Here is a 25,849-nt window from a genome sequence, read left to right on the forward strand (position 1 = left end):
GTTGGTCAATTTATTACCAATAACGCTTGATCGATCAGACCCTGATCCGGTAACATTCGCGACCCAAATTTATCCACAATACGTGTGGTGTCCGGCACAAGGGGTGACCGGATGGCGACACGGCCCAATGAGGTTATCCCATGAAAGATGGTATCCATCCTGATTACGCAGAAGTGACTGCGACTTGTTCTTGCGGCAACGTACTGACTATCCGTTCAACAGTTGGTAAGGATCTGCACCTGGACGTATGTTCAGCTTGTCACCCTTTCTACACTGGTAAGCAGAAAGAAGCTGCTTCAGGTGGTCGTGTTGATCGCTTCAAGAAGCGTTTTGGTGCACTTAGCAGCAAGAAGTAAGCTTCGCTTAAGCGAAAAGAATTTTACCAAGGCGCCGCAATGGCGCCTTTGTTTTATCCAGTGCATACTGTTGTAAATCCTAGCCGTTAGTTATCTATGCCCAATACATTTATCGTCAAATTTGTCCGCTCCCTGTTGATCGCACTTTTGCCTGTGGCGAGTGTGGGTTTTGCCGTTGAGTGCATCCCGCCGGAATACAATGACAGTGGTGTGGTCAAGTATGTGAATGATGGTGATACCTTTACCCTGCATGATGGTAGAAAGATACGGCTGCTGGGGATCGACGCGCCAGAAGTGGAACACCTCTACCCTGAAAAATCTGAAGCGTTAGCGCTGCCCGCCACCGATCTATTAAAAAGCCTGTTGCCTGAGGGGAGCAGTGTCTCTTTGCGCCATGATGTGAGAGTTAAGGATAAATATGGGCGTACCTTGGCGGTGGTTGTTAATCAGCAGCGGCAGAATGTATCCGAAGCTTTGTTGAAAGCTGGACTCGCGCGGCAATACTGGATACCGCCAAATTATTACGGCTGGTTTTGCTATCAACTCCATGAACGGCAGGCTCGTGCCGCTCGAGTCGGCTTATGGGCGCTGGCAGAAAATCAGCCTCGCAGTGCAGTTTCAGTGCAACCTGAGTCGCGGCGCCAAGTGGATGTGGTAGGAAAGATCACGCGGATTGAAGACTCGCCGAAATCTTTACATCTGGTGTTAGATAACCGGATCTATGTCGAGCTGGATAAACAGCATCTTGAACTCTTTTCTGAGTTTAACCTACGTACTCAACTATTAGAGACTGTTCGCATCACCGGCCGGGTTTACGATGCTTATGACAGGCTGCGCATGCGTTTGGAGCATCCTTGGCAGCTGGCGCTGATCAGCAATCTGCCACCGCGTCAAAACTGATAGTCAAACAATGACACCTGTTTGCTGAACAGTTCACCGACCCGCTGACGTAAAGGCTCGGAGAATAACTCTCGATAATTTTTGCTCTCGCGGAAAGAGCTTTTGGCATTAGGTAGGCATAGCGAAGGTAGAGCAAAACGTTCTGCTAGCTCCTTCATCGCCTGATCCATCTGTTCAAAGCGATATACTTTATCGACAGCGATTTGGTTATTGATGGTGTAAACCTGCCAGCCGCGCAAATTGATCGCTTTGGACGCTTCCTCTTCGACAAATTTTTCCAAGCTAGGTCTGGGTTCTTGGCGACAGCGCCAAAAATAGAGCGAGACGACTTTGTCCCAAGGATTACGCTCGAAGCAAAATTTGTAGTAGTTATCCCATATCTCTGCGCCAACTAGCTCTCTCACCTCTGCCGCACGAATATGATTGTAGAAGCGTCGCGGCTTACCTTTTAACAGGTTGATCCAGTCACCTTTGCTGTAATGTTTCAACGGTACTAAATAGTGTTGCGCCCCACAGCCCCCGAGCTGCTGGCTTTTTGATTCGTCCGTTGGGGTGACTCGGGTAATCACGTCTTCACCACCACAATGTTGCCTGAGAGCCAGCTCGATGCTGGTTCCCGCCGTCTTGTTGGTTTTTAGAAAAATGAACTTGTGTCGGTGTGAAATAATCATGAGTCGTCCCTGCCAAGGTTATCTGATAAAGCCTAGAACAGCCGCTGACGAGGCTCTGGGTTGACTTAGAATATTTACTATTTTGTTATCACTTTTAGTTACTACAGGTTGGGTTTGTGTGGATGGAGGATAGCAACTATGCTCAAACCGACTGATTAGTCGGTTTTTGTTTGTACTGCCACCTTTTATGCCTAGAGATAGTTTGGAGTAGCGCCATGCTGGAGAGTAGCCAACCCATTGCGGAGGATGTTGAGGTCCGTGATCCTGCTGCGATGGTCAATACTGAATGCGCGCAGGCACCGGACGGTGCAGAGCCGACGTTGAAACAGCGGCTTGAACATCAACGTGCAGCTTTTTCTGCTTGCCCATTTCCTTCGGCCGAGACTCGTTTAACTCAATTGTCCGGGTTGAAACGTCTGCTGGTTGATAATCAGCAAGCGTTGGCGCAGGCGTTGAGTGCTGACTTTGGGCATCGCGCCAAAGATGATTCTATGTTTGGTGATATTTTGCCGTCGGTGCAGATGGTGAAATATCAGATCCGTCATCTTAAGCGTTGGATGAAACCACAGCGCCGTCGTGCCGGCCTATTACTGGTGCCGGCCCAGGTAAAAGTGGTGTATCAGCCGTTAGGTGTGGTTGGCATTGTGGTGCCGTGGAACTTTCCGTTGATGTTATCTATCGGGCCATTGGCATCGGCATTGGCGGCGGGCAACCGCGCCATGATTAAAATGTCAGAATTTACCCCTCATACCAATGCTTTGCTGAAACGTTTATTGGCACAACAATTTTGTGAAGATGAAGTGGCTATCGTCGAGGGAGAGGCGGATGTTGCCCAGGCGTTTTCAGCGCTGCCTTTTGATCATCTGCTGTTTACCGGTTCGACCGCTGTCGGACATCATGTGATGCGTGCGGCAGCGGATAACTTAACCCCTGTCACCCTTGAGTTGGGTGGTAAGTCGCCGGTGATTATCGCCCCTGATATGGCGATCGATACCGCTGTAGCGCGGATGATCTATGGTAAGACGCTTAATGCTGGTCAGATCTGCGTGTCGCCCGATTATGTATTGTGTCCGGCCGATAAGTTGAGCGAATTCTGTGAACAGTTTGTGCGCCGCTTTCAGCAGATGTACCCGAACGGAGAGGGGGGTGACGATTACAGCTGTGTGATTAACTCGCGGCAGTCTCAGCGGCTACAAGCTTGGTTAGCGGATGCGGAGGAGAAAGGCGCGCAGGTGATCCCTTGTGGTGGTCGCGGTGACGATAACCAACGCCGCATGGCCACCCAGCTGCTCCTTAATGTCAGTGATGAGATGACGCTGATGCAGCAGGAGATTTTTGGCCCTCTGCTTCCGGTTATCCCATATACCGATATTGATGAGGCACTGGAATATATTGCTAAACGGCCGCGGCCATTGGCCTTGTATCTGCTCTCTTTCGACAAAGCTTTGCAGCAGCGGATAGAAACAGAAACTCATTCCGGTGGTGTTTGCATAAACGATACGATTTTCCATGTCGCTGCGGACGATGCGCCGTTTGGTGGTATTGGCCCCTCGGGTATGGGGCACTATCATGGCCATGAAGGATTTCTCACTTTCTCGAAAGCGAAAACGGTGTTGAAGCAGGGACTATTTGCATCGTCACTGCTGGTTCATCCCCCCTATGGTCGTTGGCTGCAAAAGCTGTTGGTGAAGATTTTTGTGCGCTAATCTGAAACCTGCTCTGAGATCGATCCATAAGCGCCAGCGTATTTTAGATGCGGCGCTAACACTGTTTACAGAACAGGGGTTTCATGGCACCTCGACGGCAGCTATAGCCAAGCAAGCTGGCGTAGCGACCGGTACGCTGTTTCATCATTTCGCCTCCAAGGAGGCGTTAATTAATGCCCTCTATCTCGCTGTTAAAGCAGAGTTAGCAGAGGGTATCGCGGCGCAGTCTCTCTCCTTGTCTGGACAGCCTTCGTCACAGCAACTTCGCACTGTTGCCAAGCAGTTTTGGCAGCACTCTTTGTGCTGGTGTGTCAGCATGCCGGAAAAAGTGCGTTTTTTTGCGCAATACAATCACTCTCCATATATCAACAACCAGACACAGCAAACGGCGCAGACCCAAGTGTTTGGCTTTATCAATGGCTTGTTGCGGGTTGGTCAGCAGCAAGCCGTGTTTAAGTGTTTACCAGTGGAGCTGCTGTATGAAACCTGTCATGGATTACTGCTGCAGACCGCATTTTATTATATTGCGCAGCGGCGTATGCCCACAGAAATCGAATGTGATCAGTCATTTGGCTTGCTTTGGGACGCGCTGCATGCATAGTTAGAGTGTTATCAAGGCTTCATTGCTTACTGCTGTGATGTCGTAACAGCAGCGGATCGGCGCTTAGTGGCGGTATCCGCATTAGGGAAAGCCAAATATATAAGAGGGCTGTGTTTTGAAACAGACAGATACCGTGGTGCGTCACGGTCCCTACCCCGAGTTGACGCTACCTGCCGTGCTGGTGGGATATTTTCTTGGCGCCATTATTGCCATCAGTATCGGTTATGCCGCCCTGATCCTCGGTTTTTCTATTGAGGGCTCCGAGTTAGCCGCCATTTTGGGATTTGCCGTGCTGCGGGGAATGCTTGGGCGTCACTCCATTGTTGAAAACAACGTCACCCAAACTGTCGCCAGTGCGGTTAATGGCGCATCTTCGGGGATGATGTTCTCGGTGCCCGCGCTGTTTATTCTGGGGTATACCGACTTTGACCCCGTGCTGCTGACCTTTGGCTGTATTGCCGGTGCCTTTCTTGGTATCGCTTTTATTATTCCGTTACGTAAACAGATGATCGACTATGAGCGCCTGACCTATCCAGGGGGCGTGGCGGTGGCCACGATCCTCAAGTCACCGGGTGCTGGCGTGCAAAAAGCCAAGCTGTTAGTAGGGGCCGCGGCAGTGGCTGCGCTGGTTCACTTTGGATCGCAAATGGCCGGTGTCGATAACTGGGACCTGGGCGCTTTGATTGGCTTGCCAGAGTATATGAATGGTGTCTGGTATCTGTCGCTACTCACGGTTGGGGTTGGTTTTATCGCTGGCCGAGGTGGTATCGCCTTTATTCTTGGTGGTTTTGTCTGTTACTGGTTATTAGCGCCCTTACTTAGTGGCTTTGATTTGTTGCCACTGGATGCGGCTGGCAATCCGGTGACGCTGCCGAATGCTTTACGGGTCGATCTGTTTCGGCCGGTGGGGATCGGCATGTTAATTGGGGGCGCGTTGATGGGGATCGCCCTGGCCTTGCCCCTGATCATCTCCGCTATCCGCTCAATGCAGAGTGCCGCGGTGAGTAAGTCGGTGGTAAGTAAAGACGAGATGCCGATTAAGCTGCTGTATATCGCCATTGTGGCGGCGGCGATCCTACTGGCAGTGATGTCTATTTTGTCGACGGAGCATATGGGCTTGGGCCGCGGCCTACTCATGGCGGTGATGGGTACCCTCTGGATCTGGATTGCTGGAGTGATCTTATCGGAAGCGATTGGCCGCACTAATTGGTCGCCACTCTCTGGTATGACGCTGATCGCGGTGACCATACTGATCATTATCGCTAAAGGGTTGGGTGACGCCGAAGCCGTGATTGCTGCGGTGACCTTGGGCGCGGCGGTATGTGTTGCTATGAGTCAGGCCACCGATCTGATGCTGGATCTGAAAACCGGCTATCTGGTGGGCGCAACGCCGAAGATGCAACAGATGGGACAATTCTTAGGAGCCTGGTTAGGGCCGCTGCTGGTGATCGGTTTGATCATGGTGCTGCATGAAGCCTACGGCTTAGGATCGGAAAAACTACCCGCCCCTCAGGGGCAAGCGTTGGCTAGCATGATCAGCGGTATTCTCGGCGGTGACATCCCGACAGAAAAGTATCTGGCGGGTGCCGGTATTGGTGCTCTGCTCTCGGCGTTGTCCGGTGGCTTAGGTATTACCGTGGGGCTGGGTTTCTATCTTCCCTTTAATATCGTGCTGACCTATGCCCTGGGTACCCTGTTACGGGAACTATGCGACCGTTATAAAGGTGATGCATACAGTGAGTCGGTCGGTATTCCTATCGCCGCAGGCTTGATCGTCGGTGAAGCGTTAATAGGGGTTGGATTCGCCGTCAGTTACGTGATGGAGGGGCTGTAATGTTGCTGCTTGGTTATATGCTATTGATTATTGGTGCGCTGGCTGCGGCGTTTACCACCTCTCTGGATCCTGCCACGTTACCGTGGGGCTATTATGCTGTAGCGATGGTGGTGGGAGCCGTTGGCTTGGTGATGGTGAAGCGTCATCAACACCTTGTTGCTCATGATCCGGAACAGCTTGAGGAAAATCTGGGTCAACTGAATGATGCCCTTGGTCGTATTGTGATGGAGGCAGAACAGCTGGTGGATAGGCGCCACGAGTTGCCGGTGCATGAATACCGTTTTGAGATTGACCGCCTGTTTCGTGCCGATCTGAATCAGTTTGCCGAGGCCAGGTACAGTATTCGCCATAGCTGCGGTGTGCAGGTGTTTGCGGATGTGATGTCGCCGTTTGCCGCCGGTGAGCGTTATATCAATCGTATCTGGTCGGCGTCGGCCGATGGTTATCTGGAAGAGGCAAATACCTATCTGGTAAGAGCGCTTGAGCAGTTTCGAGAAGCGCGGGCAAAATTAACCGCCGCATTGGCGACTGTGGCCATAAAAACTTCTTAGTAAACATATTGTTGTTCCAAAAACAAAAAGGGCCGCTAACGAATAGCGGCCCTTTTTATTTTCTGGCTATAACGCGTTTAGGCTGACTTAATATGCTGGCATAGCTTAAACAGATCGGACTGTACCGAGCCGGCCGTGAGCTCGGGGCCAACTGCCGGGCCACGGATCACCAACGGCTGCTCTTTAAACCATTCACTGTGGATAGCATAGATGTTTTCCCCTGCATGGCAGTTGGCCATGGGGTCACTTGGATCGAGAAATTCCAAACCAACGTGAGCCTGACCGCCACGCTCTAGACGGGCGATATAGCGCAATACGCGGCCACTGGCTTCGGCGCGACCATATGCGGAAGCAATTTGACGATCAAATACCTCGGCATTGGCGAAGAACTCTTCGATCGAGCCCTCCAGAGCCTCTTCATCGACCAGAGAAACCACCTCGATGTCATCCATTTCAAACTCTTCCATACCCAGCTGACGGGCGAGGATCAGCAACTTACAGCAAACATCTTCGCCAGTGAGATCTTCCCGTGGATCTGGCTCGGTGAGCCCTTGATCCATTGCCTCACGGATCAAAGAAGAGAATGGCTGTTTGCCATCATATTGCTGTAGTAGCCAAGACATGGTGCCTGACCATACGCCACTGATGCTGACCACTTCGTCGCCGGAGTGTTGCAGGTCGCCCGTGACATAGTGCACCGGCAGTCCCGCACCCACGGTGGCATTGTTGAGCCAAACCACTGCTTTCTCTTTGCGTTGCTGGGTAATTTCACGGTACAGCGATAACGGTGCTGACGCCGGATACTTATTGGCGCTGATCAGATGGATGCCATGTTCCATCAGCGCAGGGTATTGATACGCCAGATCTCGACTATCGGTCGCGTCGATCACAACCAGTTCATCATAGGGATGACCTGCGAGCAGTTCGAGTAACTGTTCGAAGCCCATATCTTCTTTGTGCTGCTGAAAACGTGCCTGCCAATCATCTACCTCGATACCGGTGAAATCGATAATCGCGCCGTCTTGGTTGTACAGTGCACAGAGTTGCACTTCGAGGCGGTGATAGTTGGACAAATAATGCTGCTGTTCTTGATAAAGGCGTAACCAACCAGAGCCGATATTGCCGGTACCAAACAATGCCACGCCCAGTTTCTTATCGGGGCTGGAGATACCGTGATGCATATGCGAGAGCAGGGTATCTAGGTCGGTTTCCCGCAGCACTGCCACTAAACTGAGGCCATGTTCACCGGGTTGAATAAACTCAACTGGCGCATCTTGCAGATGGCGATAGAAGCAGTGGTAGTGGCGGGCATTCTCGGTGACACCATCGCCAACCATGGCTGCTAAGGCGTAGTTGTCATTCAGTGTTAGGTTGCAGAACGCGCCCTGCAGCTGAAAGTCTTTCAGTCGGGCAAACGCAGTTTCAGCGACTTCTGCGGTAAAACAGAGCCGGATCAAGCGCTGATCGGGTTGATATTGTTTTGCCAGTGGCACTAACTGATAACGGTCGAGATAAGCGCGAATGGTGGCCGTGGCTTCCTCAAATGCCTGACGGGATGAGGTGTTCATACTGATCAGGCAGACTTTATCTAATGAGGTGACAATCTTGGCACCCTTTTCACCCACCTGAGTGGGGGCTATTTGGGTATGACTACCGGTGGCGGCAAAGGTTGAACGGATCGACAAGCGCGTCTTGCGGCCGACCATCGGCTGTAGCGTGCGAGTATGCAGTACCGGTGAGCCTAAACGTGCCAGCTCAGCTGCTTCCGCCAGCGATAGAATTGGTTGCGTACGCGCCCCTTTGACCTTATTGGGATCGGCACTAAAGATACCGGCAACATCAGTCCAAATCGTAGCGGCTTGCGCATCGGCTAAGGTGGCCAGCATAGTCGCACTGTAGTCACTGCCGTTACGGCCAAGGGTTACGGTTTCACCGTCGGGGCCACGACTGATAAAGCCAGTGACAATGGTGAGCTCCTCTTGGCGCTGTAACAGTTGTTCGGCCAGTTTTGGCTGCGACAGTGCAACATCGATCTCTGGTTGCGGTCCCGGCTGCGCCGAGAAAATCTCGCGTGCATCCAACCAGCCTGCGGGCACTGTCGACTGATTGAGCAATGCCGCCAGTAGCCGAGCTGACCATAGCTCGCCAAATCCGACAGTTTCGTTATAGCGCGCCGACTCATCGCCAGCTTGCAGCAGAGTCTGGATCTGGTTGAGATCATCGCTTAACGATTGCAGGGCTTGTTTTGCCGCGGCACCGTCTAACAGCTGGGTAATCAGACTGCCTTGAAAGCGCTCCAGATCAGTTAAGGTTTGTTTTACCAGCTCGTCATTGCTGCCCGCACTTTTGCTGCACAACACCAGCGCGTTGGTGGTTTTACCCGCCGCTGAGACCACCACAAGATCCCCTGCGGAGGTGTGCTCTTTTAGCAGCTCTACGACCCGCAGATAGCAATCTGCATCGGCCAAACTACTGCCACCAAACTTATGAACTCTGCTCCGTGATGACACGGATTCACTGCGCTGTGCGTGCTGCCACATATCGGCTGATTACCTTAGGTTATGCCAGTCGGCCAATTATAACTTAAACCGCATCAAAGCCCGCTTGCAGATCTGCAATTAGATCTGCCACATCTTCGATGCCGACAGATAAACGAAGCAGGTTGTTGCCAATGCCCGCTTCAATGCGCGCTGCTTCATCCATGGCTGCGTGGGTCATGGTTGCCGGGTGGGCAACTAAGCTTTCTACACCGCCAAGAGATTCTGCCAATGAGAACAAACTCAGACCACTGAGAAATGCTTTTACCTCATCGACGCCGCCTTTCAGCTCAAAGCTCAACATGGCACCAAAACCATGCTGCTGACGCTTGGCGATCTCGTGGCCTGGATGATCCGGCAGGCTCGGGTGATAAATCGCCGCAACTTTGGTTTGTTGCTGTAAGAATTTGATGATCTCCGCCGCATTATCCTGGTGTTGTTTCACTCGTGGCTTGAGCGTGCGCAAACCCCGCATGGTCAGGAAGCTGTCAAACGGAGAACCTGTGATCCCGATACAGTTTGCCCACCAAGCTAAATCATCACCCATTGCCTGCTCTTTGGCGACAACGGCACCGCCAACAACGTCGGAATGGCCGTTAATGTATTTGGTTGTAGAGTGGACGACGATATCTGCACCCAGAGTTAACGGCTGTTGCAATACCGGTGACAGGAAAGTGTTATCAACCGTGACTAAGGCACCTTGAGCGTGGGCTTGCTCGCAGATAGCTGCCACGTCAACCACACGTAGCAGTGGGTTACTTGGTGTTTCTACCCAAACCATTTTTGGCTTTTGTGCCAACGCCGCAGCGAACGCGGTGGGATCATTCTGATCAACCACCAACAATTTGAAATGGCCTTTCTTTTCTAAATTGGTGAACAGGCGATAGCTACCGCCATAACAGTCGTGAGGAACAACCAGCAGATCATCGGCTTCTAATAACATGGTAGCTAAATGCACAGCCGCCATACCCGTGCTGGTGATTACGCCTTTCGCGCCTTGCTCGAGTTCAGCTAACGCTTCGGCTAGTGCATCACGGGTAGGGTTGCCTGAACGTGTGTAATCATATTGTCGCGGCTGATCGAAGTCCGCAAACGTATAGTTGCTGGACAGATAGATTGGCGGTACCACAGCACCGTGCTGATGGTCAGTATCGATACCGGCACGCACCGATACGGTGGCAATGTTACGTTTGCTCATCTGGTTGCTCTCACTTTGGCTAAGGGGCCATCTGCTGGACATCAAAATATGCAGGCAGAGGCGGGCATGAGGCAACGATAAGGGATGAACTTTCAGACGTCAAGATATCTGGACGTCTAAACATCCCGCCATTTGGATTGCTATATTTGACTGACTCGTCTGACTCGGTACAATCAGCAGGGTTATTTGCAGCAAACGAAGGTAGGCAGCGCTGACATGGCAGAGTGGAACGGCGAATATATCAGCCCTTATGCAGAGCATGGTAAGAAGAATGAGCAGGTTAAAAAAATCACTGTTTCTATTCCGCTTAAGGTGCTTAAGATCCTGACCGACGAACGTACGCGTCGTCAGGTTAATAATTTACGCCATGCCACTAATAGTGAGCTGCTTTGTGAAGCGTTTCTGCATGCCTACACAGGGCAACCGCTGCCCGCTGATGACGACCTACGAAAAGACAGTCCAGATGACTTGCCTGAAGAGGTACGCAAGCAGATGGAAGAGTTAGGCTTACCGATCCCGGATCTGCACACCGAAGATTAGTCGCTCACCGTCATTTGGATTGCGTAATAAGGAGGCCGTTGCCTCCTTTTTTATCGCCTTTTGGTTACCTAACGGGCAAGCTGAGTGCTGTTGCGCTCGGTGTTTTGGCACAAAAATGACTTGACATTAAATGCCGATCACCTCAAATTTAGGCCGTATAGACGTCTAAACATCTAAATGTGACCCTGTGAGTCACATTGCATTCAGCACTGGCAAGGCCAGGGAGTTAAGTGAAATGGCATTAAGTCACGCACAGCAGATAGGTCTGTTGAACCAAAGCTTGTCGGAGCTTGGCAAGATCAATGTTTCTTTTGAGTTCTTCCCGCCAAGTAATGAAAAGATGGAGCAGACGCTGTGGAACTCGATTGAGCGTTTAGCCCCTCTAAAGCCTAAATTTGTCTCAGTGACTTATGGTGCCTGCAGCGGTGAACGGGATCGTACCCACGACATCGTTAAGCGGATTAAGAAAGATACCGGCTTGACCGCTGCCCCTCACTTAACTTGTATTGATGCCAGCCGAGATGAGTTACGCCAGATCGCCCGTGATTACTGGCAAAATGGTATTCGGGAGATTGTCGCACTACGTGGTGATTTGCCGGAAGGCAGTAATGAGCGCCCAGATATGTATGCGGCAGATCTAGTGGCTTTGCTGAAATCGGAAGCGGACTTTGATATTTCGGTAGCGGCCTACCCAGAAGTGCACCCAGAAGCGAAAAGTGCGCAAGCGGATCTGATTAACCTAAAACGCAAAGTGGATGCCGGTGCCAACCGTGCCATCACCCAGTTTTTCTTTGATGTGGAAAGCTATCTGCGTTTTCGTGACCGGTGTGTCACCGCGGGTATCGATGTTGAGATCGTGCCAGGTATATTGCCGGTATCAAACTTTAACCAACTTAAACGCTTCGCAGGCATGACCAGCGTTCATCTACCGCAGTGGCTGCATAAAATGTATGACGGCCTTGATGATGACGCCATGACGCGTAACCTGCTCGGCGCATCGATCGCTATGGATATGGTCAAGGTGCTGGCGAAAGAGGGCGTGAAAGACTTTCACTTCTATACCCTGAATCGTGCTGATCTGAGTTACGCCATCTGCCATTCATTGGGCGTACGTCCGAGTAACTAATTCAACAGATAATTTAAGCAAAAAAGAGCTGGCCATAGGCCGGCTCTTTTTTTATCTCACGTTAGGCTTGTTCCAACTATCTAGAGTCAGTTATGAGCCTGTTGCCGAACTAACATGGCTGGACGTTTCCACTGCGTCATTTCTGGTAGGGTCAGATAAGCGCCAACAAAAAAGCAGGCTGCGCCGACTAAGGTCCAAAGGTTGATTTGATATAAGTCGAGAACCTCCTGGCTACTGGGTAAGACCAGCGTGAATACGCCTGCGACCATAAAGGCGATAGAGCCGAGCATGTTAACCATGACGACCCACCATGAAATAGATCGTGGCTTCCATGCCCAAAAGCTGTGGCACTCTTCAATTACCGCAAGACCGCTGGCCACCAGGAAACAGACGCAACCGATGATGTCGGGAGTCCAGATCAGTAAATCTTGTTGCAACCAGTTCAGGTCACTTAACATCACATCAAAGGTATTTAGATTGAAGAACAAGGTGCCGACAAGCTGGATAAATGCACTTAACCAGCCAATCTGATTAGGTTGCCAGCTAAACCACGTGAAGGGGTTAGTGGGCGTAACACCCGCTTCTAATTCTGCCCGTCGATCAGCATTGACCACCTCGAGAAGCTGTAGGTAAGCGGCACTGGTGAAGAAGATAGAGCCAACAAAAAACACTATATTGATGGTGTCGACATCTTCTAACCAGTGACTGATTAGCCCAGGCCAGACCTCGTTGATACAGGGGGCGGCAAAACAAGCGGCACCGATCATGAATAGCATCGCCATACACCAGCTTAAAAATGTCGGCCGAAAAACCAATAGCTGCTGACTAAGAGTGGGACTTGTTTGGTTGATTGCACCATGGCCACTACCTTTACGGTGAGCCCTAGATGTCCAGTGGTAAACCGAGCCGTCGCTGAAGTGATGGGAAATCTTTAATACAAATGGGCCGAGTTTGGTTGATTTTATTCGATCAATAACTGGTTGAGGCTGTTGCTTATTGGACCCTGATGTTAACGCCATTCGCTGTCCTGTTGTCTTAAATCGCGTATTCCCCCGCGTTATTTAATGATAGGTGATCAACTAATGCTTCGTTAGTTAAAATCACCGTTTTAGATCTCAATAGGCTGTTTTAATTAATTTATTTTTTCTAGGTGGCGGCATTGGTGAGTGGGTTTGGTTCCGCGTAGTACCGCTGAATCGTCGTTAGTTGTTTAGATCATCACAAAGCAGCTCTCTTGCTTTTATTTTGGTTCGTCGGCAATGAGAGTATTAGGAATAGTGGTGACTTTCGTTGCTGTTCGATACTCCTTGATAGTGATCAGTAACCGTGACTCGAACAAGCAGTCCGGTTGCGTTGGCTACTCATGAACAGCTGACAAGCTGTGCCGGTTGAAGTTTGATAACAGTTTGCACTAACACACACTTGTTAAAAAAATGTGAACTGTGCATAATTGGCACGAATAGTGACTGTTTTTTCAGCAGAAATTCCACGTTTGCAGCCCAAGGATGTCGCAAATGAGTGAGTCGTCAATTTTAGAATCTGAAGAACTGAGTTTTCTCAATGAGGTGATGTTCAGTCGCTTGCCTGAAGGAAATCAGGTTCAGCCGTCGTTTACGTTGGATGGCGATCAAGAGCACAGTGAAATGCTTGGCCGTCTCGGACAGGCAGCCAGTATGCAGATGGTGGCGCAGTTCAAAAACCGCCGTCTTATCTTTCCGTTACAGTTATTTCAGGACGAATTTAACCGTTTAACCATGGAGTTACAGGCGCCGCAGATCTTCGAAACCGGCCCCACCATGCGGCAATGGCGAATGCAGCCGCAGTTACCGCTGCGTTTGTTGGAAGCATGCGGCAAAGAAGCTGAACTGAAGGTGCATGATATTTCTCTCAGCGGCTTCTCTGTGACACTGCCTGAACATGAAGGCACCGCACCAGAGAAGCTGGAGTTGCAGCTGGAATTGCCCGAATGTGGTTCGCTACTGCCTCTTTCTGGCGCAAAAGTTAGGCGTATTGACCAGCAAAGGGTGGCTTACAACCTGTTATTTGATGAACCCGATTTAGAGCAGGCATTGGGACGCTTTTTGTTCGAGCAACATAAACAGCAGCACCCTGAGTGGGAAATGCCCGCCGTCACGCCGAAGTCATCGGAGATGGCAGAGTCTGCCTAGATTTTGAATAGGCCTAGAGACAGAAAAGCCACCTGGATTAGGTGGCTTTTTCGTTTCTTGCTACTTTGGGATTAACCGGTATTACGCATACCCGCAGAGATCCCGGTCATGGTCACCATCAATGCCTGATCCACAGCATTGCAAACCTCGTCTGATGCGCGAGAACGTCGCAGCAGCTCTGCTTGCAACATATGCAATGGGTCCATGTAAGGGTTACGTAGCTTAATAGACTGTTGCTGCCATGTTTCCCGTTCCATCAGATCGTTATCGTGTGTCAGCGACAATACAATGTCGATCCCTTCCTGTAGCTGAGCGCGAAGCTTGTCACCCAGTGCGTGCAGCTCTTGCGGCACCAATACCTGCTCGTAATACTTGGAAACTTCAGGTTCAGCTTTCATGAACACCATCTCAAGCATGTTGAGGCGGGTGCGGAAGAATGGCCACTGTTCGAACATCTCTTCGAGCAGGGGTTGTTGGCCATTGGCTATCACCTCTTTCAGACCCGCAGGTGAGCCTAACCAGGCCGGCAACACTAACCGGTTCTGAGCCCATGCGAAGATCCATGGGATAGCACGCAAACTTTCAATTCCGCCAGTGGGTTTACGCTTGGGTGGGCGTGAACCCAATGGCAGTTTGCCCAGCTCAACTTCCGGTGTTGCAGCGCGGAAGTATTCGACGAATTGAGGCTCGCCGCGCACCACGGCACGATAGGCTTCACAGGAGGTTGCAGACAGCTGATCCATTAGCTGGCGCCAGCTCTGCTCCGGTACCGGAGGTGGTAGCAGTTTACCTTCGAGCACGGCACTGCCATATAACGCCAGTGAGTGCTGAGCGACTTCTGGTAAACCAAATTTCACCCGGATCATTTCGCCCTGTTCAGTGACGCGAATACCGCCATCTAACGAACCTGGAGGTTGAGACAGGATCGCATTGTGTGCCGGGCCGCCCCCACGTCCAATAGTGCCGCCACGGCCGTGGAACAGCATCAAAGCGACGTCAGCTTCTTTACAGACCTGTACCAGATCTTCCTGCGCACTGTACTGTGCCCATGCCGCGGCCATCATGCCGGCATCTTTAGCGGAATCAGAGTAGCCAATCATCACTTCCTGATGGCCTTTGATATAGCCGCGATACCAGTCAATCTCCAGTAAGCGCTTGATACAGTCTGCACCACCATTGAGGTCATCCAGAGTTTCAAACAGTGGAGCTACGCCCATGTTAAAGCTGACACCAGACTCTTTTAGTAACAGTTGTACAGCTAACACATCGGAAGGATCTGATGCCATCGAGATCACATAGGTTCCGAGGGCATCTGGGTGCTGTTCAGCGATCACTTCGCAGGTGTCTAATACCTCTTGTGTATCTGCGCTGGGTTGCCACTGCTTCGGAAGTAATGGCCGTTTACTGGCCAGCTCCTGCAACAGGAAGGCTTGTTTATCCTCTTCACGCCAGCTGCTGTAATCACCCAACCCTAAATAACGGGTGATCTCGCCAATCGCATCGGCATGGCGCGCAGCATCTTGACGAACATCCAGTTTTACCAGATTGATACCGAAACAGGCGACACGGCGCAGGGTATCTAATAGGGCGCCATCAGCGACTACGCCCATGCCACAGTTATGCAATGATTCGTAGCAGAGTTGCAGGGGCTCACGGATATCTTTGACATCACGGATCAGAGGACATACCCCTACAGAGCGACCATCCAATACCGCTTCGATCCCTTCGCGGGTGGCGCGCAGGTGATCTCGCAAACGCTTAAGTACATGGCGGTAGGGTTCTTTGGCACCGTTACTGTAGTCAGCAAGGGCGTCGTCGCATTGGCTCATCGACAACTCGCCAATCAGTGGCCCTAAATCGCGAATATAGAGATCGGCCACTTTCCAGCGCGCCAGCAACAGCACTTCGCGGGTCACCTTGGCCGTAACAAACGGGTTACCGTCACGGTCGCCGCCCATCCAACTGGCAAAGCGAATGGGTGCCACGCCATCGACCGGAAGCTTTCGGCCAAAGCGACTATCCAGTTCCGCGTTGAGATCACGCAGAAAGCTCGGTACCGCTTCCCAAAGTGAGTGTTCGATAACGGCGAAGCCCCACTTGGCTTCGTCTACAGGGGTCGGGCGTTGGTCGCGGATCTCGTTGGTGTGCCACACCTGGGTGATCAACTGCTCCAGGCGGTTTTCAACCAAGCCTTTTTCCCGCTCTGTGTTCAGTGGACTTTCCAAATCTCCCAAGCAGTGCGCCGCTTGCACATACTTGTTGATCTGGGTTCGACGATTCACTTCAGTTGGATGCGCGGTTAATACCAATTCAATATTGAGCGTGGTCAGCGCATCAATGATCTCATCTGCAGACACCTCTTGTGCGTGCAAACGGTCAAACAGTTCGCCGAAAGGATCTGGCTTGTCTACCTGTTGCCGCCCATCACGAGAGATGGTGTGAAACTGCTCTGCCATATTGGCTTGGGCAAGAAACTGTTGGAACGCTTTGGCAACGGGCAGTAGCTCTTCATCGCCAAGAGAGTTCAGAATATCAATAAGGGCTGCTCTGTCTTGCTCCGAACCAGACTGGGCACCTTTAGACAATTGTCGAATCGACTCAATTTTTTCGAGAAAGGCGTCACCCATGTCATGCTGGATCGCTCGACCCAGTAGGGTGCCGAGGAAGCTGACATTGCTTCTTAGCGCCGCGTATTTATCCATACTGGTAATACCTTATGTGCATGTGTGCTAGCAAAAAACCGGCAAGGCTATCGCGCAAAGCTGGATAGCTTTTTGCCACAAAACAAACTTTAGAGGTTCAAATAATAAAGGAAACTGCGTGCAATGTGCACTAGTGCATATGTTAACTCCCGATTTTAATAATTATGCAACTTAGCGAATGGTTAATAGTCGCGCGATGGTGCCTATTTTTCGTTATATATACGTAAAGTTTACATTCCAGTTCAATGGCTGCTGCGAAAAATGAATAAACCCAATAAAAATGCAGATATCTTGCATAAGAAGTCATTTTGATTTAGCTTTGCCAACATAAGGCTCATTCTTTATCAGCCAGTATGGCAGTTCCAATGACTGGAAAGGCGAATACGATAAGCAATCGAAGAGTGAGTAAGGTTAGAACAACTATAGTTAGGGTTCCTTGCGGAGGGGCAAAAACAGATGGTGAAATGTTCCATTATCGGTGCCAGTGGTTATACCGGCGCCGAATTAGCAAATTTGGTTGAGCAGCATCCACAGATGACGCTTAAGGCTATCTATGTATCAGAGCGTAGTGCTGATGCCGACACCGAATTAGGAACCCTTCATCGACGCTATCTCGGCCAGCTAAACCTGCCTTTGACACCCTTGGCCACAGCCGATGTAGCCAAAGCCGCTGAAGGCGTGGATGTGGTTTTTCTCGCCACGGACCATAAGGTCTCAGTGGCTCTGGCGCCCGGCTTGCTGGAAACTGGCGTCACGGTCATGGATCTGTCTGGTGGTTTCCGTTTTGATACGGCCGCGCCTTATTACCAGTTTTATGGCTTTACCCATGACTCCCCCGAATGGCTTGAGCAGGCCGTTTATGGCTTAGCAGAATGGAATGCGGCTGAGATCAGTCACGCTCAATTGGTTGCTGTGCCGGGGTGCTACCCTACTGCTAGCCTGTTGGCGTTAAAGCCTTTGCAGGAAGCGGGCTTGCTTAAATCAGAGACTACGCCGGTGATTAACGCTGTTAGCGGTGTATCTGGCGCTGGGCGTAAAGCCAGCATGGTGAATAGTTTCTGTGAAGTCAGCTACAACCCTTACGGCGTCCTTAATCATCGGCATCAGCCTGAGATCGCTCTGCATTTGGGAAATTCAGTTATCTTTACGCCACATCTTGGTAACTTCCCTCGCGGTATCGTGGCTACTATCACCGCTCAACTGGCGGATGGGGTGACGGCAGCAGCAATTGACCAAGCCTATGACCACGCCTATGCCGGTAAGCCAGCGGTGCGTTTGTATAATCAGCTGTCGCCAGGTCATTGGCCAAGCATCGGTGGTGTGGCCAATACGCCCTATTGCGATATCGGCTGGAAAGCAGATTTGGAAAGCGGTCATATCGTGATTGGTTCGGCTATCGACAATCTACTAAAAGGCGCCGCGTCACAAGCGATCCAGTGCGCCAATATTCGTTTTGGTTTAACCAATTATCCGATAAGTAAGAAGGCTGCGCTATGAGTGCTCCGGTACTGATTAAAGTTGGCGGTGCCTTGCTGGAAAATGCTCAGGCATTGCAAGCACTGTTTGCAGCCTTGGCAGACGTTCAGCGTTTGCGGCCAGTGATGATCATTCACGGTGGCGGCTGTATCGTTGAACAGCAGTTGGCTGCCATGGGCATGGTCAGTGAAAAGAAAGATGGCCTGCGGATCACGCCACCGGAGCAGATGGCTGTGATCACCGGCGCTTTAGCGGGCACCAGTAATAAACAGCTATTAGCTTACGGCCTGAATGCGGGCATGAAAGCGGTGGGTGTTTGTATCGGCGATGCGTTCACTGTCGAAGCCAGCGTACTCGATCCTGCATTAGGGTGTGTCGGGCAGTGCAGCGAAGATGGCTCAGCGGGTGATCCGGCCTTGTTGAAGTTGTTGGTCGATAATGGCTATACACCCATTATTAGTTCTATCGCCGTATCTCGCGAAGGTCAGTTGTTGAATGTTAACGCCGATCAGGCTGCGCTGGCGTTGTGTCAATTACTGCAAGCGGAACTGGTGCTGTTATCCGATGTCGAAGGCATTCTCGATGGTGAGCGTCAGTTGATCCCAGAAATTGATCAGCAAAAAGCCGATCAACTGGTTGCTGAGGGTGTGATCACCGATGGTATGGCTGTTAAGGTGCAAGCTGCACTGCAAGCCGCACGAACGCTCGGTCGCAGTATTGCTGTGGCCAGCTGGCGTGAGCCAGAAAAATTGACCGACCTGTTGGCTGGTAAGCCGGTAGGCACTAAGGTGCTGGGCTAGGCTGCATCGCGTTAAGCAGCAAAACACAGCAAAAGAATTAATGCGTATACCATCTCGATGGCATACGAGAAAGAACGAAACAGATGTCTGCAAGAAGAGGCGAGAAGCCGCAGACATGATGGAGTGTTAGATGAAACCATTAAATCACCTGTTAACACTGAAGGATCTCGATAAAGAGCAGATCCTTCATTTGCTGGATCAAGCCGCAAAAATTAAGGCTGCTCCTCAGGATTACGCCAATGCCCTGCGTGGCAAAAGTGTGGTGATGTTATTTGAGAAGCCATCGCTGCGGACGCGGGTGAGCTTCGACATCGGTTTAAATAAAATGGGTGGCCACGCGGTCTATCTGGATCAGCAAAATGGTGAGCTAGGCGCACGGGAAACAGTAAAAGACTTCGGCGCGAATATCTCCTGCTGGGCTGATGGCATCGTAGCGCGTGTGTTTAAGCAGAGTACGTTGGAGCAGCTTGCGACGGGTGGTTCTATTCCGGTGATCAATGCACTAAGCGATCTCTATCACCCTTGTCAGGCGTTGGCCGATTTTCTCGCGTTACAGGAAAAGCTTGGTGATCCGTCAAAAGTGAAACTGGCCTATGTCGGTGATGGCAATAATGTGACCCATTCACTGATGTTGTTGGCGGCGCAGATCGGCGCTGAAATGGTGGTGGTCTGTCCTCCAGGTTATAGCGTGGATGGCCAGGTTGTGGTTGATTGTCAGGCGATTAATGCGCGTACTGGCGGTAAGCTGACTATCTCCAGTGAGTTGAGTGCGCTCAACGGTGTTGACGCCATTTATGCCGATACTTGGGTGTCGATGGGTGACAGCACGCCATTGGATCAGATTAAAGCCGTGTTCTCTTCATATCAGATCAATGCTGAGTTGATGGCGAGTACTGGCGCGAAATTCTTTATGCATTGCCAACCGGCACATCGTGAGTACGAAGTGACCTCTGAGGTGTTGGATGGCGAACAATCATTAATATTACCGCAGGCGGAGAACCGCATGTGGGCACAAAATTCAGTAATGCTGGAATTATTAAAGTAAGGGTGATGGCAAACATGAGTAAGCAACAAGTTAAAAAAGTCGTACTGGCCTATTCCGGTGGTCTCGATACCTCAGCCATTATTCCTTGGCTGAAAGAAAACTATGATGGCTGTGAAGTGGTCGCATTCGCTGCTGATGTAGGTCAGGGTGATGAAGAGCTTGAAGGTCTGGAAGAAAAAGCACTGGCATCCGGCGCCAGTGAATGTCATATCGTTGATCTGAAAGATGAGTTCGTAGCGGACTACGTGTATCCAAGCCTGACTACGGGTGCGGTTTACGAAGGTAGCTACTTGCTGGGTACCTCGATGGCGCGTCCTATCATCGCCAAAGCGCAGGTAGAAGTGGCTTTGAAAGTAGGCGCAGACGCCTTGTGCCACGGTTGTACTGGTAAAGGTAATGACCAAGTCCGTTTTGAAAGCACCTACGCCGCATTGGCACCGCAACTGGCGGTGATCGCCCCTTGGCGTGAGTGGACTATGTCCAGTCGTGAAGAGTTGTTGAACTACTTAGCTGAGCGCGACATCCCTTGTACTGCCAGCCTGACCAAGATCTATAGCCGTGATGCGAATGCATGGCACATTTCCACCGAAGGTGGCGAGCTGGAAGATCCGTGGAACGAGCCGACAGAAAACTGTTGGGCATGGACAACGGCGCCTGAGCAAGCGCCTGATACCCCAGCGTATGTTTCCCTGACCGTTGAAAAAGGCCGCGTTGTAGCCGTTGATGGTGAAGCACTTAGCCCTTACGACACGCTGGTGAAATTGAACGAAATCGCGGCGCCCCATGGTGTGGGTCGTGTCGATATTTTGGAAAACCGTTTAGTCGGCATGAAGTCGCGTGGTTGTTATGAAACCCCTGGCGGCACCGTGATCATGGCGGCGCTGCGTGGTATCGACGAACTGATCCTGGATAAGAACTCGCGTAAGTTCCGTGACCAACTGGCGGTGGAGTTTTCTCACGTCATGTATGACGGTCGTTGGTTCACGCCACTGAACAAATCACTGCTGGCGGCGGCAGAAAGCTTCGCTGAAGATGCTAACGGTGAAGTCGTCGTTAAGCTGTACAAGGGCACAGCCACTGCAGTGAAGAAGAAGTCACCTAATTCGCTCTACTCAGAAGAGTTTGCGACCTTTGGGGAAGATGACGTTTACGACCAAAGCCATGCAGAAGGCTTTATCCGTCTGTTCTCGCTTTCCAGCCGCATTAAAGCGCTGAAGCAGGAGAAATAAGATGGCGTTGTGGGGTGGACGTTTTTCCCAGGCGGCAGACAGCCGGTTTAAAGAGTTCAACGACTCGTTGAAGTTTGATTACCAGCTGGCCGAGCAGGATATCATGGGCTCGATTGCTTGGGCGGGTGCGCTGAATAGCGTCGGCGTGTTAAGTGATGAAGAGGTGAAAGCGCTGGAAACGGCGCTGTTGCAACTACGCGCTGAAGTTCAGGCCGATCCTAAGCAGATCCTGCAGAGCGATGCCGAAGATATCCATAGCTGGGTTGAAGGCAAGCTGATCGATAAGGTCGGTGACTTGGGTAAGAAGCTCCACACTGGTCGTAGCCGTAACGATCAGGTCGCTACCGACCTGAAGTTATGGTGTAAAGACTACGGCGATCTGGTGCTTGAAGCGCTGGTTCGCCTGCAGCAAGCCTTAGTGGACCTAGCTAATCGCGAATCTGAAACCGTGTTACCGGGATATACCCACCTGCAACGCGCGCAGCCGATCACTTTTGGTCACTGGTGTCTGGCTTATGTCGAGATGTTCCATCGTGATATCGACCGTCTGAAAGACGCCATGCAGCGGCTTGATACCTGCCCACTGGGCTCAGGTGCTCTGGCGGGTACGGCGTATCCTATCGACCGTGAAAAGCTGGCTCACAGCCTTGGTTTTACTCGTCCAACATACAACAGCCTGGACGCGGTATCTGATCGCGACCATGTAATGGAATTGATGTCGAGCGCCAGCATCAGCATGCTGCACCTGTCACGGATGTCAGAAGATCTGATCTTCTACAACACGGGTGAAGCCAACTTCATCGAACTGAGTGATAACGTGACATCGGGATCGTCCCTGATGCCACAGAAGAAAAACCCCGATGCGCTGGAGTTGATCCGCGGCAAAACCGGCCGAGTGTATGGCTCGCTGGCTGCCATGATGATGACAGTGAAAGCGCTACCTCTGGCATATAACAAAGATATGCAAGAGGACAAAGAGGGGCTGTTTGATGCCATCGATAGCTGGGTGATGTGCCTGGATATGGCGGCATTGTGTCTCGAAGGGTTAAAAGTTAACCGTGATCGGACCATGGAAGCGGCCCAGCAAGGGTATGCTAATGCTACAGAGCTGGCTGATTATCTGGTTGCCCGTGATGTGCCGTTCCGCGAAGCCCACCACATTGTTGGTGAGGTGGTGGTTGCGGCAATCGCTAAGAAGCAACCTCTGGAAGATTTTGCCCTGTCAGAGCTAAAAGCTTTCTCTGACAAGATTGAAGAAGATGTTTATCAGCATCTGACCATTGATGCCTGTTTGGCTAAGCGTGAAGTGTTGGGTGGTACCGCACGGATCAGCGTGTCAGAAGCATTAGGCAAGGCACAGCAGGCCAAGGCGCCAGTGGATGTGCAGCAGGGACAGGCGCTGGGTGGCACGACCTACCAGCAGGTAAAACACGCTTTAGCGCAAGCGCAGACGCGCTTGAATGCACAGAAAGCCGAAGTGCTGAAAGTGCGTAGTGCCAAGTTAAGTGATCTCGATGCCATCGATGAGATCGTCAGTCACTGGGCTGAAGTGGGCGAAACATTGCCTCGGAGTCGCGATGACCTGGTGCGCAGCATTCTCGATTTTGCTGTTGCTGAACAGGAAAATCAGGTTATCGGTTGTGCATCTTTGTACATCTACGGCACGGGGTTAGCAGAAATCCGCTCGTTAGGAGTGGAGCGTACGCAGCATGGTCAAGGCCAGGGGAAAGCACTGGTGCAGTACATGCTTCAACGCGGAAAGGAATTAGAGCTCAAACGTTTAGTCGTGTTGACTCGGGTCCCCATGTTCTTTGAGAAACTGGGCTTCACATACACCAGCAAAGACCAATTGCCGGAAAAAGTGATGAAAGATTGCGATATCTGTCCGAAGAAACACGCTTGCGATGAAGTAGCAATGGAATACGTACTGTAACCGTCTCTCTGGAGATAGGGTGAGAGAGTTAGTCCTCTTATTACCACCCTTGTTTGCCCCCAACACCTCGGTGATTGGGGGCTTTTTTTTATGTACAGGAAGTACGGTATGCCACGGATACATGGATGTATAGGAGTGGTAAGTTACAGGAAGTACGGTCGAAAAATGCTCCCTGCGTTTTCGACATTCCCGCCATCCATGGCGGTCGTATACCCAAAGCGCTGCGCGGTGTGAGCTTTGTCGCGGGTGCATGGAACCCAATACACTTCGTGGGGTGTGCTACGATACCCACCAACCATGGCGGTTGTATGCCAGCGAGCGGCATCCTGAAGTGAAGCAGCTTTGATAGGCGGTAATACATCTGCTTTATTTGCTCTGCTGCATTGCTAAAACATACCTGAGTGCGAAGTAGTTACTCGTTTTGTCGTGACTGTCGCTGTTACTTTTTAACGGTTAGATCTAGTCTCTGAGGAGGTATTTTTCCATGGAGTGATCTTATGTCGTCTTTTACCGCCTCGCCTATTGTTGACTTGTCTTCTGCTGCCGCTTCCGGCCAGCGTTTATTACATTGGCAGATCGCCCCTTATCTGGTTCCGTCTGATCACTCTTACCTGGTCACTCTGTTATTACATTCAAGTCTCAATGCAAAGCAGGTGTTTCTGCGTGCGGAGCCGGATAACGAAGAGTATCTGCTGCCGATGACTCTCACCTCTGCAGGTGCTGGCGATTGGCTCAGCTATCAAGCTGAATTGCCATTAAATCCAGCGGAACCTACCACTGTGTATTGCTTCAAGGTGGTGACTGAGGATAACCAGTTGTGGTTGGATGCCGCCGGTGAATCGCCACATATGCCGATGCGAGAGCAGAGCTTTAAGATCGTGGTGGGGATTGCGCCGCCTGCGTGGGTGCCACAACAGGTGTTTTATCAGGTTTTTGTTGAGCGGTTTAATAATGGTGATCCCACCTGTGATATGGCGAAAGGTGCGTATCAAGTGCGTCATCAGGGACCGGTTAAGGCCAAGCCCTGGGGAGAGCCGATAGATGGGGATAATCCAAATACAGAGTTTTACGGGGGGGATCTGGTCGGTGTTAAAAATAAACTAGATTATCTGCAATCGCTTGGTGTCACCGCGCTTTATCTGAATCCTGTGTTTACTTCGCCCAGTGTGCATAAGTACGACATAGAAGATTATGAAAATGTCGACCTGAACTTTGGTGGTAATCAAGCCCTCGCTGCGCTGACCGATGATATGCATCAGCGTGGTATGAAGATCTTACTGGATGCAGTATTTAATCATTGTTCGGATACCCATCCCTGGTTTAACCGCTGGGGAACGCAAGACTCCATTGGGGCACACCAAGGTAAGCATTCGCCCTATTACGACTACTTCACCTTTATGGATCCTAATAATCCTGACAGTGAATTTTGTTGGCAGGGAAGTAAGGTGATCCCTGTTTTAAATCTGGGCCACCCTGAGCTGAAGGCTTATTTCTTTGATGCGCCAGATGCGATCACCCGTCGCTGGATGCAGCCCCCTTATAATGTCGATGGCTGGCGAGTGGATGTGATCCATATGATGGGAGAAGGCCCCCACGCCGATAACAATGCCAAAGTGCTTGGACAGATGCGCCAAGCAATTAAGGAGACCAACCCTGAGGGATACTTCCTCGGTGAACATTTCTTTGAAAATACCCGCTGGACCCAAGGAGAGCTCGAAGATGGAGCGATGAACTACTACGGCTTTGCATTGCCACTGCGGGCGTTTCTGGCAAAGCAGGATGTGAATTATCACCCCCATCAGCTCAGCGCTGAGCAGTTCGATGCTTGGTTGCGTCAAACCCGTTCCCGTACCCCTTATGCCACTCAGCTTTGCCAGCTTAACTTGCTGGACACCCATGACACGGCACGCTTTTTTACCCTGTTGAATGAAGATGAAGGGCTGATGAAGCTGGCCGTGGTGTTATTGATGACTTACCCCGGTGTGCCGTGTATCTATTATGGCGATGAAACGGGCATGGTTGGGGGCAATGATCCCTACAACCGTGCTTGTTTTGATTGGGATGAAGCGCACTGGATTCACTCTCTGTGGCAGCATTATCAGCAGATGATCGCATTGCGTCAGCAAACTCCCGCACTGCAGACGGGTGCCTATCACACGCTATATGCTGAAGGGGATGGATTTGCGTTTGCTCGATTTGATGCTGAACAGTGCTGCGTTATCGCGATTAACCGCAGCGCCGACAGGCCTTTAACCATGGCGCTTACGGCAGATTTTATGGCGGCATTGAACCTAGTGGGTCAGTGGTCACTGTTGGCTGGGGAAGGTATCAACAAGGATGGCGTTATCACTCTGCCAGCAACAGGATTTGCCGTGTGGAGCCGATCTTAAGGCGATAATGGCAGGCAAGCGAGATAACTTGCCTGTTTTCACTGCGCGCGTGCGTTGGAGAACAATGGAAGATGTGACCGGCTCGT

At 51.1% G+C, this 25,849-nt stretch carries 21 protein-coding genes; 16 read left to right on the forward strand and 5 right to left on the reverse strand.

Going from position 1 to position 25,849, the window contains the following annotated elements; translation table 11 throughout:
* Nucleotides 1-140: 140 nt before the first annotated feature.
* Both rpmE and EZV61_RS00485 read left to right on the forward strand, forming a co-directional pair.
* Nucleotides 141-356, forward strand: coding sequence for a 50S ribosomal protein L31 (gene rpmE, locus EZV61_RS00480; RefSeq protein ID WP_114339631.1), 216 nt, complete (start codon nucleotides 141-143; stop codon nucleotides 354-356).
* Nucleotides 357-452: 96 nt separating this feature from the next.
* The gene (locus tag EZV61_RS00485) at nucleotides 453-1,256 is read left to right on the forward strand and encodes a thermonuclease family protein (RefSeq protein ID WP_131413974.1); all 804 of its coding nucleotides are present in this window, start codon (nucleotides 453-455) and stop codon (nucleotides 1,254-1,256) included.
* Here EZV61_RS00485 and EZV61_RS00490 read toward each other — a convergent pair.
* Complete coding sequence (locus EZV61_RS00490; protein ID WP_131413975.1) at nucleotides 1,247-1,927, reverse strand: sulfotransferase family 2 domain-containing protein; 681 nt, start codon at nucleotides 1,925-1,927, stop codon at nucleotides 1,247-1,249. The genes EZV61_RS00485 and EZV61_RS00490 overlap by 10 nt on opposite strands.
* 215 nt (nucleotides 1,928-2,142) lie before the next feature.
* Between EZV61_RS00490 and EZV61_RS00495 the strand changes: the two genes are divergently transcribed.
* From EZV61_RS00495 to EZV61_RS00510, 4 genes are all read left to right on the forward strand, one after another.
* Nucleotides 2,143-3,633, forward strand: coding sequence for a coniferyl aldehyde dehydrogenase (locus EZV61_RS00495; protein ID WP_131413976.1), 1,491 nt, complete (start codon nucleotides 2,143-2,145; stop codon nucleotides 3,631-3,633).
* Complete coding sequence (locus EZV61_RS00500; protein ID WP_131413977.1) at nucleotides 3,623-4,234, forward strand: TetR/AcrR family transcriptional regulator; 612 nt, start codon at nucleotides 3,623-3,625, stop codon at nucleotides 4,232-4,234. Before EZV61_RS00495 ends, EZV61_RS00500 begins: the two co-directional genes overlap by 11 nt.
* A 115-nt stretch (nucleotides 4,235-4,349) precedes the next feature.
* On the forward strand, nucleotides 4,350-6,068 hold the full coding sequence (locus EZV61_RS00505) for an OPT family oligopeptide transporter (protein WP_131413978.1): 1,719 nt from the start codon (nucleotides 4,350-4,352) through the stop codon (nucleotides 6,066-6,068).
* Nucleotides 6,068-6,619 carry a hypothetical protein gene (locus EZV61_RS00510; RefSeq protein WP_131413979.1) on the forward strand — a complete coding sequence of 184 codons (552 nt, stop codon included), beginning with the start codon at nucleotides 6,068-6,070 and terminating at the stop codon, nucleotides 6,617-6,619. The genes EZV61_RS00505 and EZV61_RS00510 overlap by 1 nt, the downstream gene beginning before the upstream one ends.
* A 77-nt stretch (nucleotides 6,620-6,696) precedes the next feature.
* Here the strand turns inward: EZV61_RS00510 and metL are convergent, their stop codons facing one another.
* A complete protein-coding gene (metL, locus tag EZV61_RS00515; protein WP_114339624.1) occupies nucleotides 6,697-9,159 on the reverse strand; it encodes a bifunctional aspartate kinase/homoserine dehydrogenase II in 2,463 nt (820 codons plus the stop codon).
* 43 nt (nucleotides 9,160-9,202) lie between these two features.
* Nucleotides 9,203-10,354 (reverse strand): cystathionine gamma-synthase, encoded by a 1,152-nt coding sequence (gene metB, locus EZV61_RS00520; protein WP_114339623.1) that lies wholly within the window; start codon nucleotides 10,352-10,354, stop codon nucleotides 9,203-9,205.
* 216 nt (nucleotides 10,355-10,570) lie between these two features.
* Here metB and metJ point away from each other — a divergent pair, with 216 nt between their 5' ends.
* On the forward strand, nucleotides 10,571-10,894 hold the full coding sequence (metJ, locus tag EZV61_RS00525; RefSeq protein WP_114339718.1) for a met regulon transcriptional regulator MetJ: 324 nt from the start codon (nucleotides 10,571-10,573) through the stop codon (nucleotides 10,892-10,894).
* A gap of 235 nt (nucleotides 10,895-11,129) precedes the next feature.
* Nucleotides 11,130-12,020 (forward strand): methylenetetrahydrofolate reductase, encoded by an 891-nt coding sequence (metF, locus tag EZV61_RS00530; protein WP_114339622.1) that lies wholly within the window; start codon nucleotides 11,130-11,132, stop codon nucleotides 12,018-12,020.
* Nucleotides 12,021-12,106: 86 nt separating this feature from the next.
* Here metF and EZV61_RS00535 read toward each other — a convergent pair whose 3' ends face one another.
* A complete protein-coding gene (locus EZV61_RS00535) occupies nucleotides 12,107-13,039 on the reverse strand; it encodes a hypothetical protein (RefSeq protein WP_131413980.1) in 933 nt (310 codons plus the stop codon).
* A 495-nt stretch (nucleotides 13,040-13,534) separates the two neighbouring features.
* Here EZV61_RS00535 and EZV61_RS00540 point away from each other — a divergent pair, with 495 nt between their 5' ends.
* The gene (locus EZV61_RS00540) at nucleotides 13,535-14,188 is read left to right on the forward strand and encodes a PilZ domain-containing protein (protein ID WP_131413981.1); all 654 of its coding nucleotides are present in this window, start codon (nucleotides 13,535-13,537) and stop codon (nucleotides 14,186-14,188) included.
* A gap of 71 nt (nucleotides 14,189-14,259) precedes the next feature.
* Here the strand turns inward: EZV61_RS00540 and ppc are convergent, their stop codons facing one another.
* Nucleotides 14,260-16,890: a phosphoenolpyruvate carboxylase gene (gene ppc / locus EZV61_RS00545; RefSeq protein WP_130566139.1), complete on the reverse strand. Its 2,631-nt coding sequence runs from the start codon at nucleotides 16,888-16,890 to the stop codon at nucleotides 14,260-14,262.
* A 456-nt stretch (nucleotides 16,891-17,346) separates the two neighbouring features.
* Here ppc and argC point away from each other — a divergent pair, with 456 nt between their 5' ends.
* The 7 genes from argC (at nucleotide 17,347) to malZ (ending at nucleotide 25,763) form a co-directional block, all read left to right on the forward strand.
* The gene (argC, locus tag EZV61_RS00550) at nucleotides 17,347-18,387 is read left to right on the forward strand and encodes an N-acetyl-gamma-glutamyl-phosphate reductase (RefSeq protein ID WP_131413982.1); all 1,041 of its coding nucleotides are present in this window, start codon (nucleotides 17,347-17,349) and stop codon (nucleotides 18,385-18,387) included.
* Nucleotides 18,384-19,166: an acetylglutamate kinase gene (argB, locus tag EZV61_RS00555; RefSeq protein ID WP_114339617.1), complete on the forward strand. Its 783-nt coding sequence runs from the start codon at nucleotides 18,384-18,386 to the stop codon at nucleotides 19,164-19,166. The genes argC and argB overlap by 4 nt, the downstream gene beginning before the upstream one ends.
* A gap of 130 nt (nucleotides 19,167-19,296) precedes the next feature.
* On the forward strand, nucleotides 19,297-20,211 hold the full coding sequence (locus EZV61_RS00560; protein WP_131413983.1) for an ornithine carbamoyltransferase: 915 nt from the start codon (nucleotides 19,297-19,299) through the stop codon (nucleotides 20,209-20,211).
* Nucleotides 20,212-20,225: 14 nt separating this feature from the next.
* Nucleotides 20,226-21,440 carry an argininosuccinate synthase gene (locus EZV61_RS00565; RefSeq protein WP_131413984.1) on the forward strand — a complete coding sequence of 405 codons (1,215 nt, stop codon included), beginning with the start codon at nucleotides 20,226-20,228 and terminating at the stop codon, nucleotides 21,438-21,440.
* Nucleotide 21,441: 1 nt separating this feature from the next.
* Entirely contained in the window at nucleotides 21,442-23,373 is a 1,932-nt protein-coding gene (gene argH / locus EZV61_RS00570; RefSeq protein WP_114339615.1) for an argininosuccinate lyase, read from the forward strand.
* A 125-nt stretch (nucleotides 23,374-23,498) separates the two neighbouring features.
* Nucleotides 23,499-23,708 (forward strand): hypothetical protein, encoded by a 210-nt coding sequence (locus tag EZV61_RS00575; RefSeq protein ID WP_131413985.1) that lies wholly within the window; start codon nucleotides 23,499-23,501, stop codon nucleotides 23,706-23,708.
* A gap of 162 nt (nucleotides 23,709-23,870) precedes the next feature.
* Nucleotides 23,871-25,763: a maltodextrin glucosidase gene (gene malZ / locus EZV61_RS00580; protein WP_131413986.1), complete on the forward strand. Its 1,893-nt coding sequence runs from the start codon at nucleotides 23,871-23,873 to the stop codon at nucleotides 25,761-25,763.
* The last annotated feature ends 86 nt before the right edge of the window (nucleotides 25,764-25,849 follow it).

It is taken from the genome of Corallincola luteus (assembly GCF_004336975.1).
GTDB classification, from domain to species: domain Bacteria; phylum Pseudomonadota; class Gammaproteobacteria; order Enterobacterales; family Neiellaceae; genus Corallincola; species Corallincola holothuriorum.

What these genes read in the sequence shown, in the direction of transcription:
- rpmE (WP_114339631.1), top strand. Translation starts at nt 141, where the DNA reads ATGAAAGATGGTATCCATCCTGATTACGCAGAAGTGACTGCGACTTGT.
- EZV61_RS00485 (WP_131413974.1), top strand. Translation starts at nt 453, where the DNA reads ATGCCCAATACATTTATCGTCAAATTTGTCCGCTCCCTGTTGATCGCA.
- EZV61_RS00490 (WP_131413975.1), bottom strand. Translation starts at nt 1,927, where the DNA reads ATGATTATTTCACACCGACACAAGTTCATTTTTCTAAAAACCAACAAG.
- EZV61_RS00495 (WP_131413976.1), top strand. Translation starts at nt 2,143, where the DNA reads ATGCTGGAGAGTAGCCAACCCATTGCGGAGGATGTTGAGGTCCGTGAT.
- EZV61_RS00510 (WP_131413979.1), top strand. Translation starts at nt 6,068, where the DNA reads ATGTTGCTGCTTGGTTATATGCTATTGATTATTGGTGCGCTGGCTGCG.
- metL (WP_114339624.1), bottom strand. Translation starts at nt 9,159, where the DNA reads ATGTGGCAGCACGCACAGCGCAGTGAATCCGTGTCATCACGGAGCAGA.
- metB (WP_114339623.1), bottom strand. Translation starts at nt 10,354, where the DNA reads ATGAGCAAACGTAACATTGCCACCGTATCGGTGCGTGCCGGTATCGAT.
- metJ (WP_114339718.1), top strand. Translation starts at nt 10,571, where the DNA reads ATGGCAGAGTGGAACGGCGAATATATCAGCCCTTATGCAGAGCATGGT.
- metF (WP_114339622.1), top strand. Translation starts at nt 11,130, where the DNA reads ATGGCATTAAGTCACGCACAGCAGATAGGTCTGTTGAACCAAAGCTTG.
- EZV61_RS00535 (WP_131413980.1), bottom strand. Translation starts at nt 13,039, where the DNA reads ATGGCGTTAACATCAGGGTCCAATAAGCAACAGCCTCAACCAGTTATT.
- EZV61_RS00540 (WP_131413981.1), top strand. Translation starts at nt 13,535, where the DNA reads ATGAGTGAGTCGTCAATTTTAGAATCTGAAGAACTGAGTTTTCTCAAT.
- ppc (WP_130566139.1), bottom strand. Translation starts at nt 16,890, where the DNA reads ATGGATAAATACGCGGCGCTAAGAAGCAATGTCAGCTTCCTCGGCACC.
- argC (WP_131413982.1), top strand. Translation starts at nt 17,347, where the DNA reads ATGGTGAAATGTTCCATTATCGGTGCCAGTGGTTATACCGGCGCCGAA.
- argB (WP_114339617.1), top strand. Translation starts at nt 18,384, where the DNA reads ATGAGTGCTCCGGTACTGATTAAAGTTGGCGGTGCCTTGCTGGAAAAT.
- EZV61_RS00560 (WP_131413983.1), top strand. Translation starts at nt 19,297, where the DNA reads ATGAAACCATTAAATCACCTGTTAACACTGAAGGATCTCGATAAAGAG.
- EZV61_RS00565 (WP_131413984.1), top strand. Translation starts at nt 20,226, where the DNA reads ATGAGTAAGCAACAAGTTAAAAAAGTCGTACTGGCCTATTCCGGTGGT.
- argH (WP_114339615.1), top strand. Translation starts at nt 21,442, where the DNA reads ATGGCGTTGTGGGGTGGACGTTTTTCCCAGGCGGCAGACAGCCGGTTT.
- EZV61_RS00575 (WP_131413985.1), top strand. Translation starts at nt 23,499, where the DNA reads ATGTATAGGAGTGGTAAGTTACAGGAAGTACGGTCGAAAAATGCTCCC.
- malZ (WP_131413986.1), top strand. Translation starts at nt 23,871, where the DNA reads ATGTCGTCTTTTACCGCCTCGCCTATTGTTGACTTGTCTTCTGCTGCC.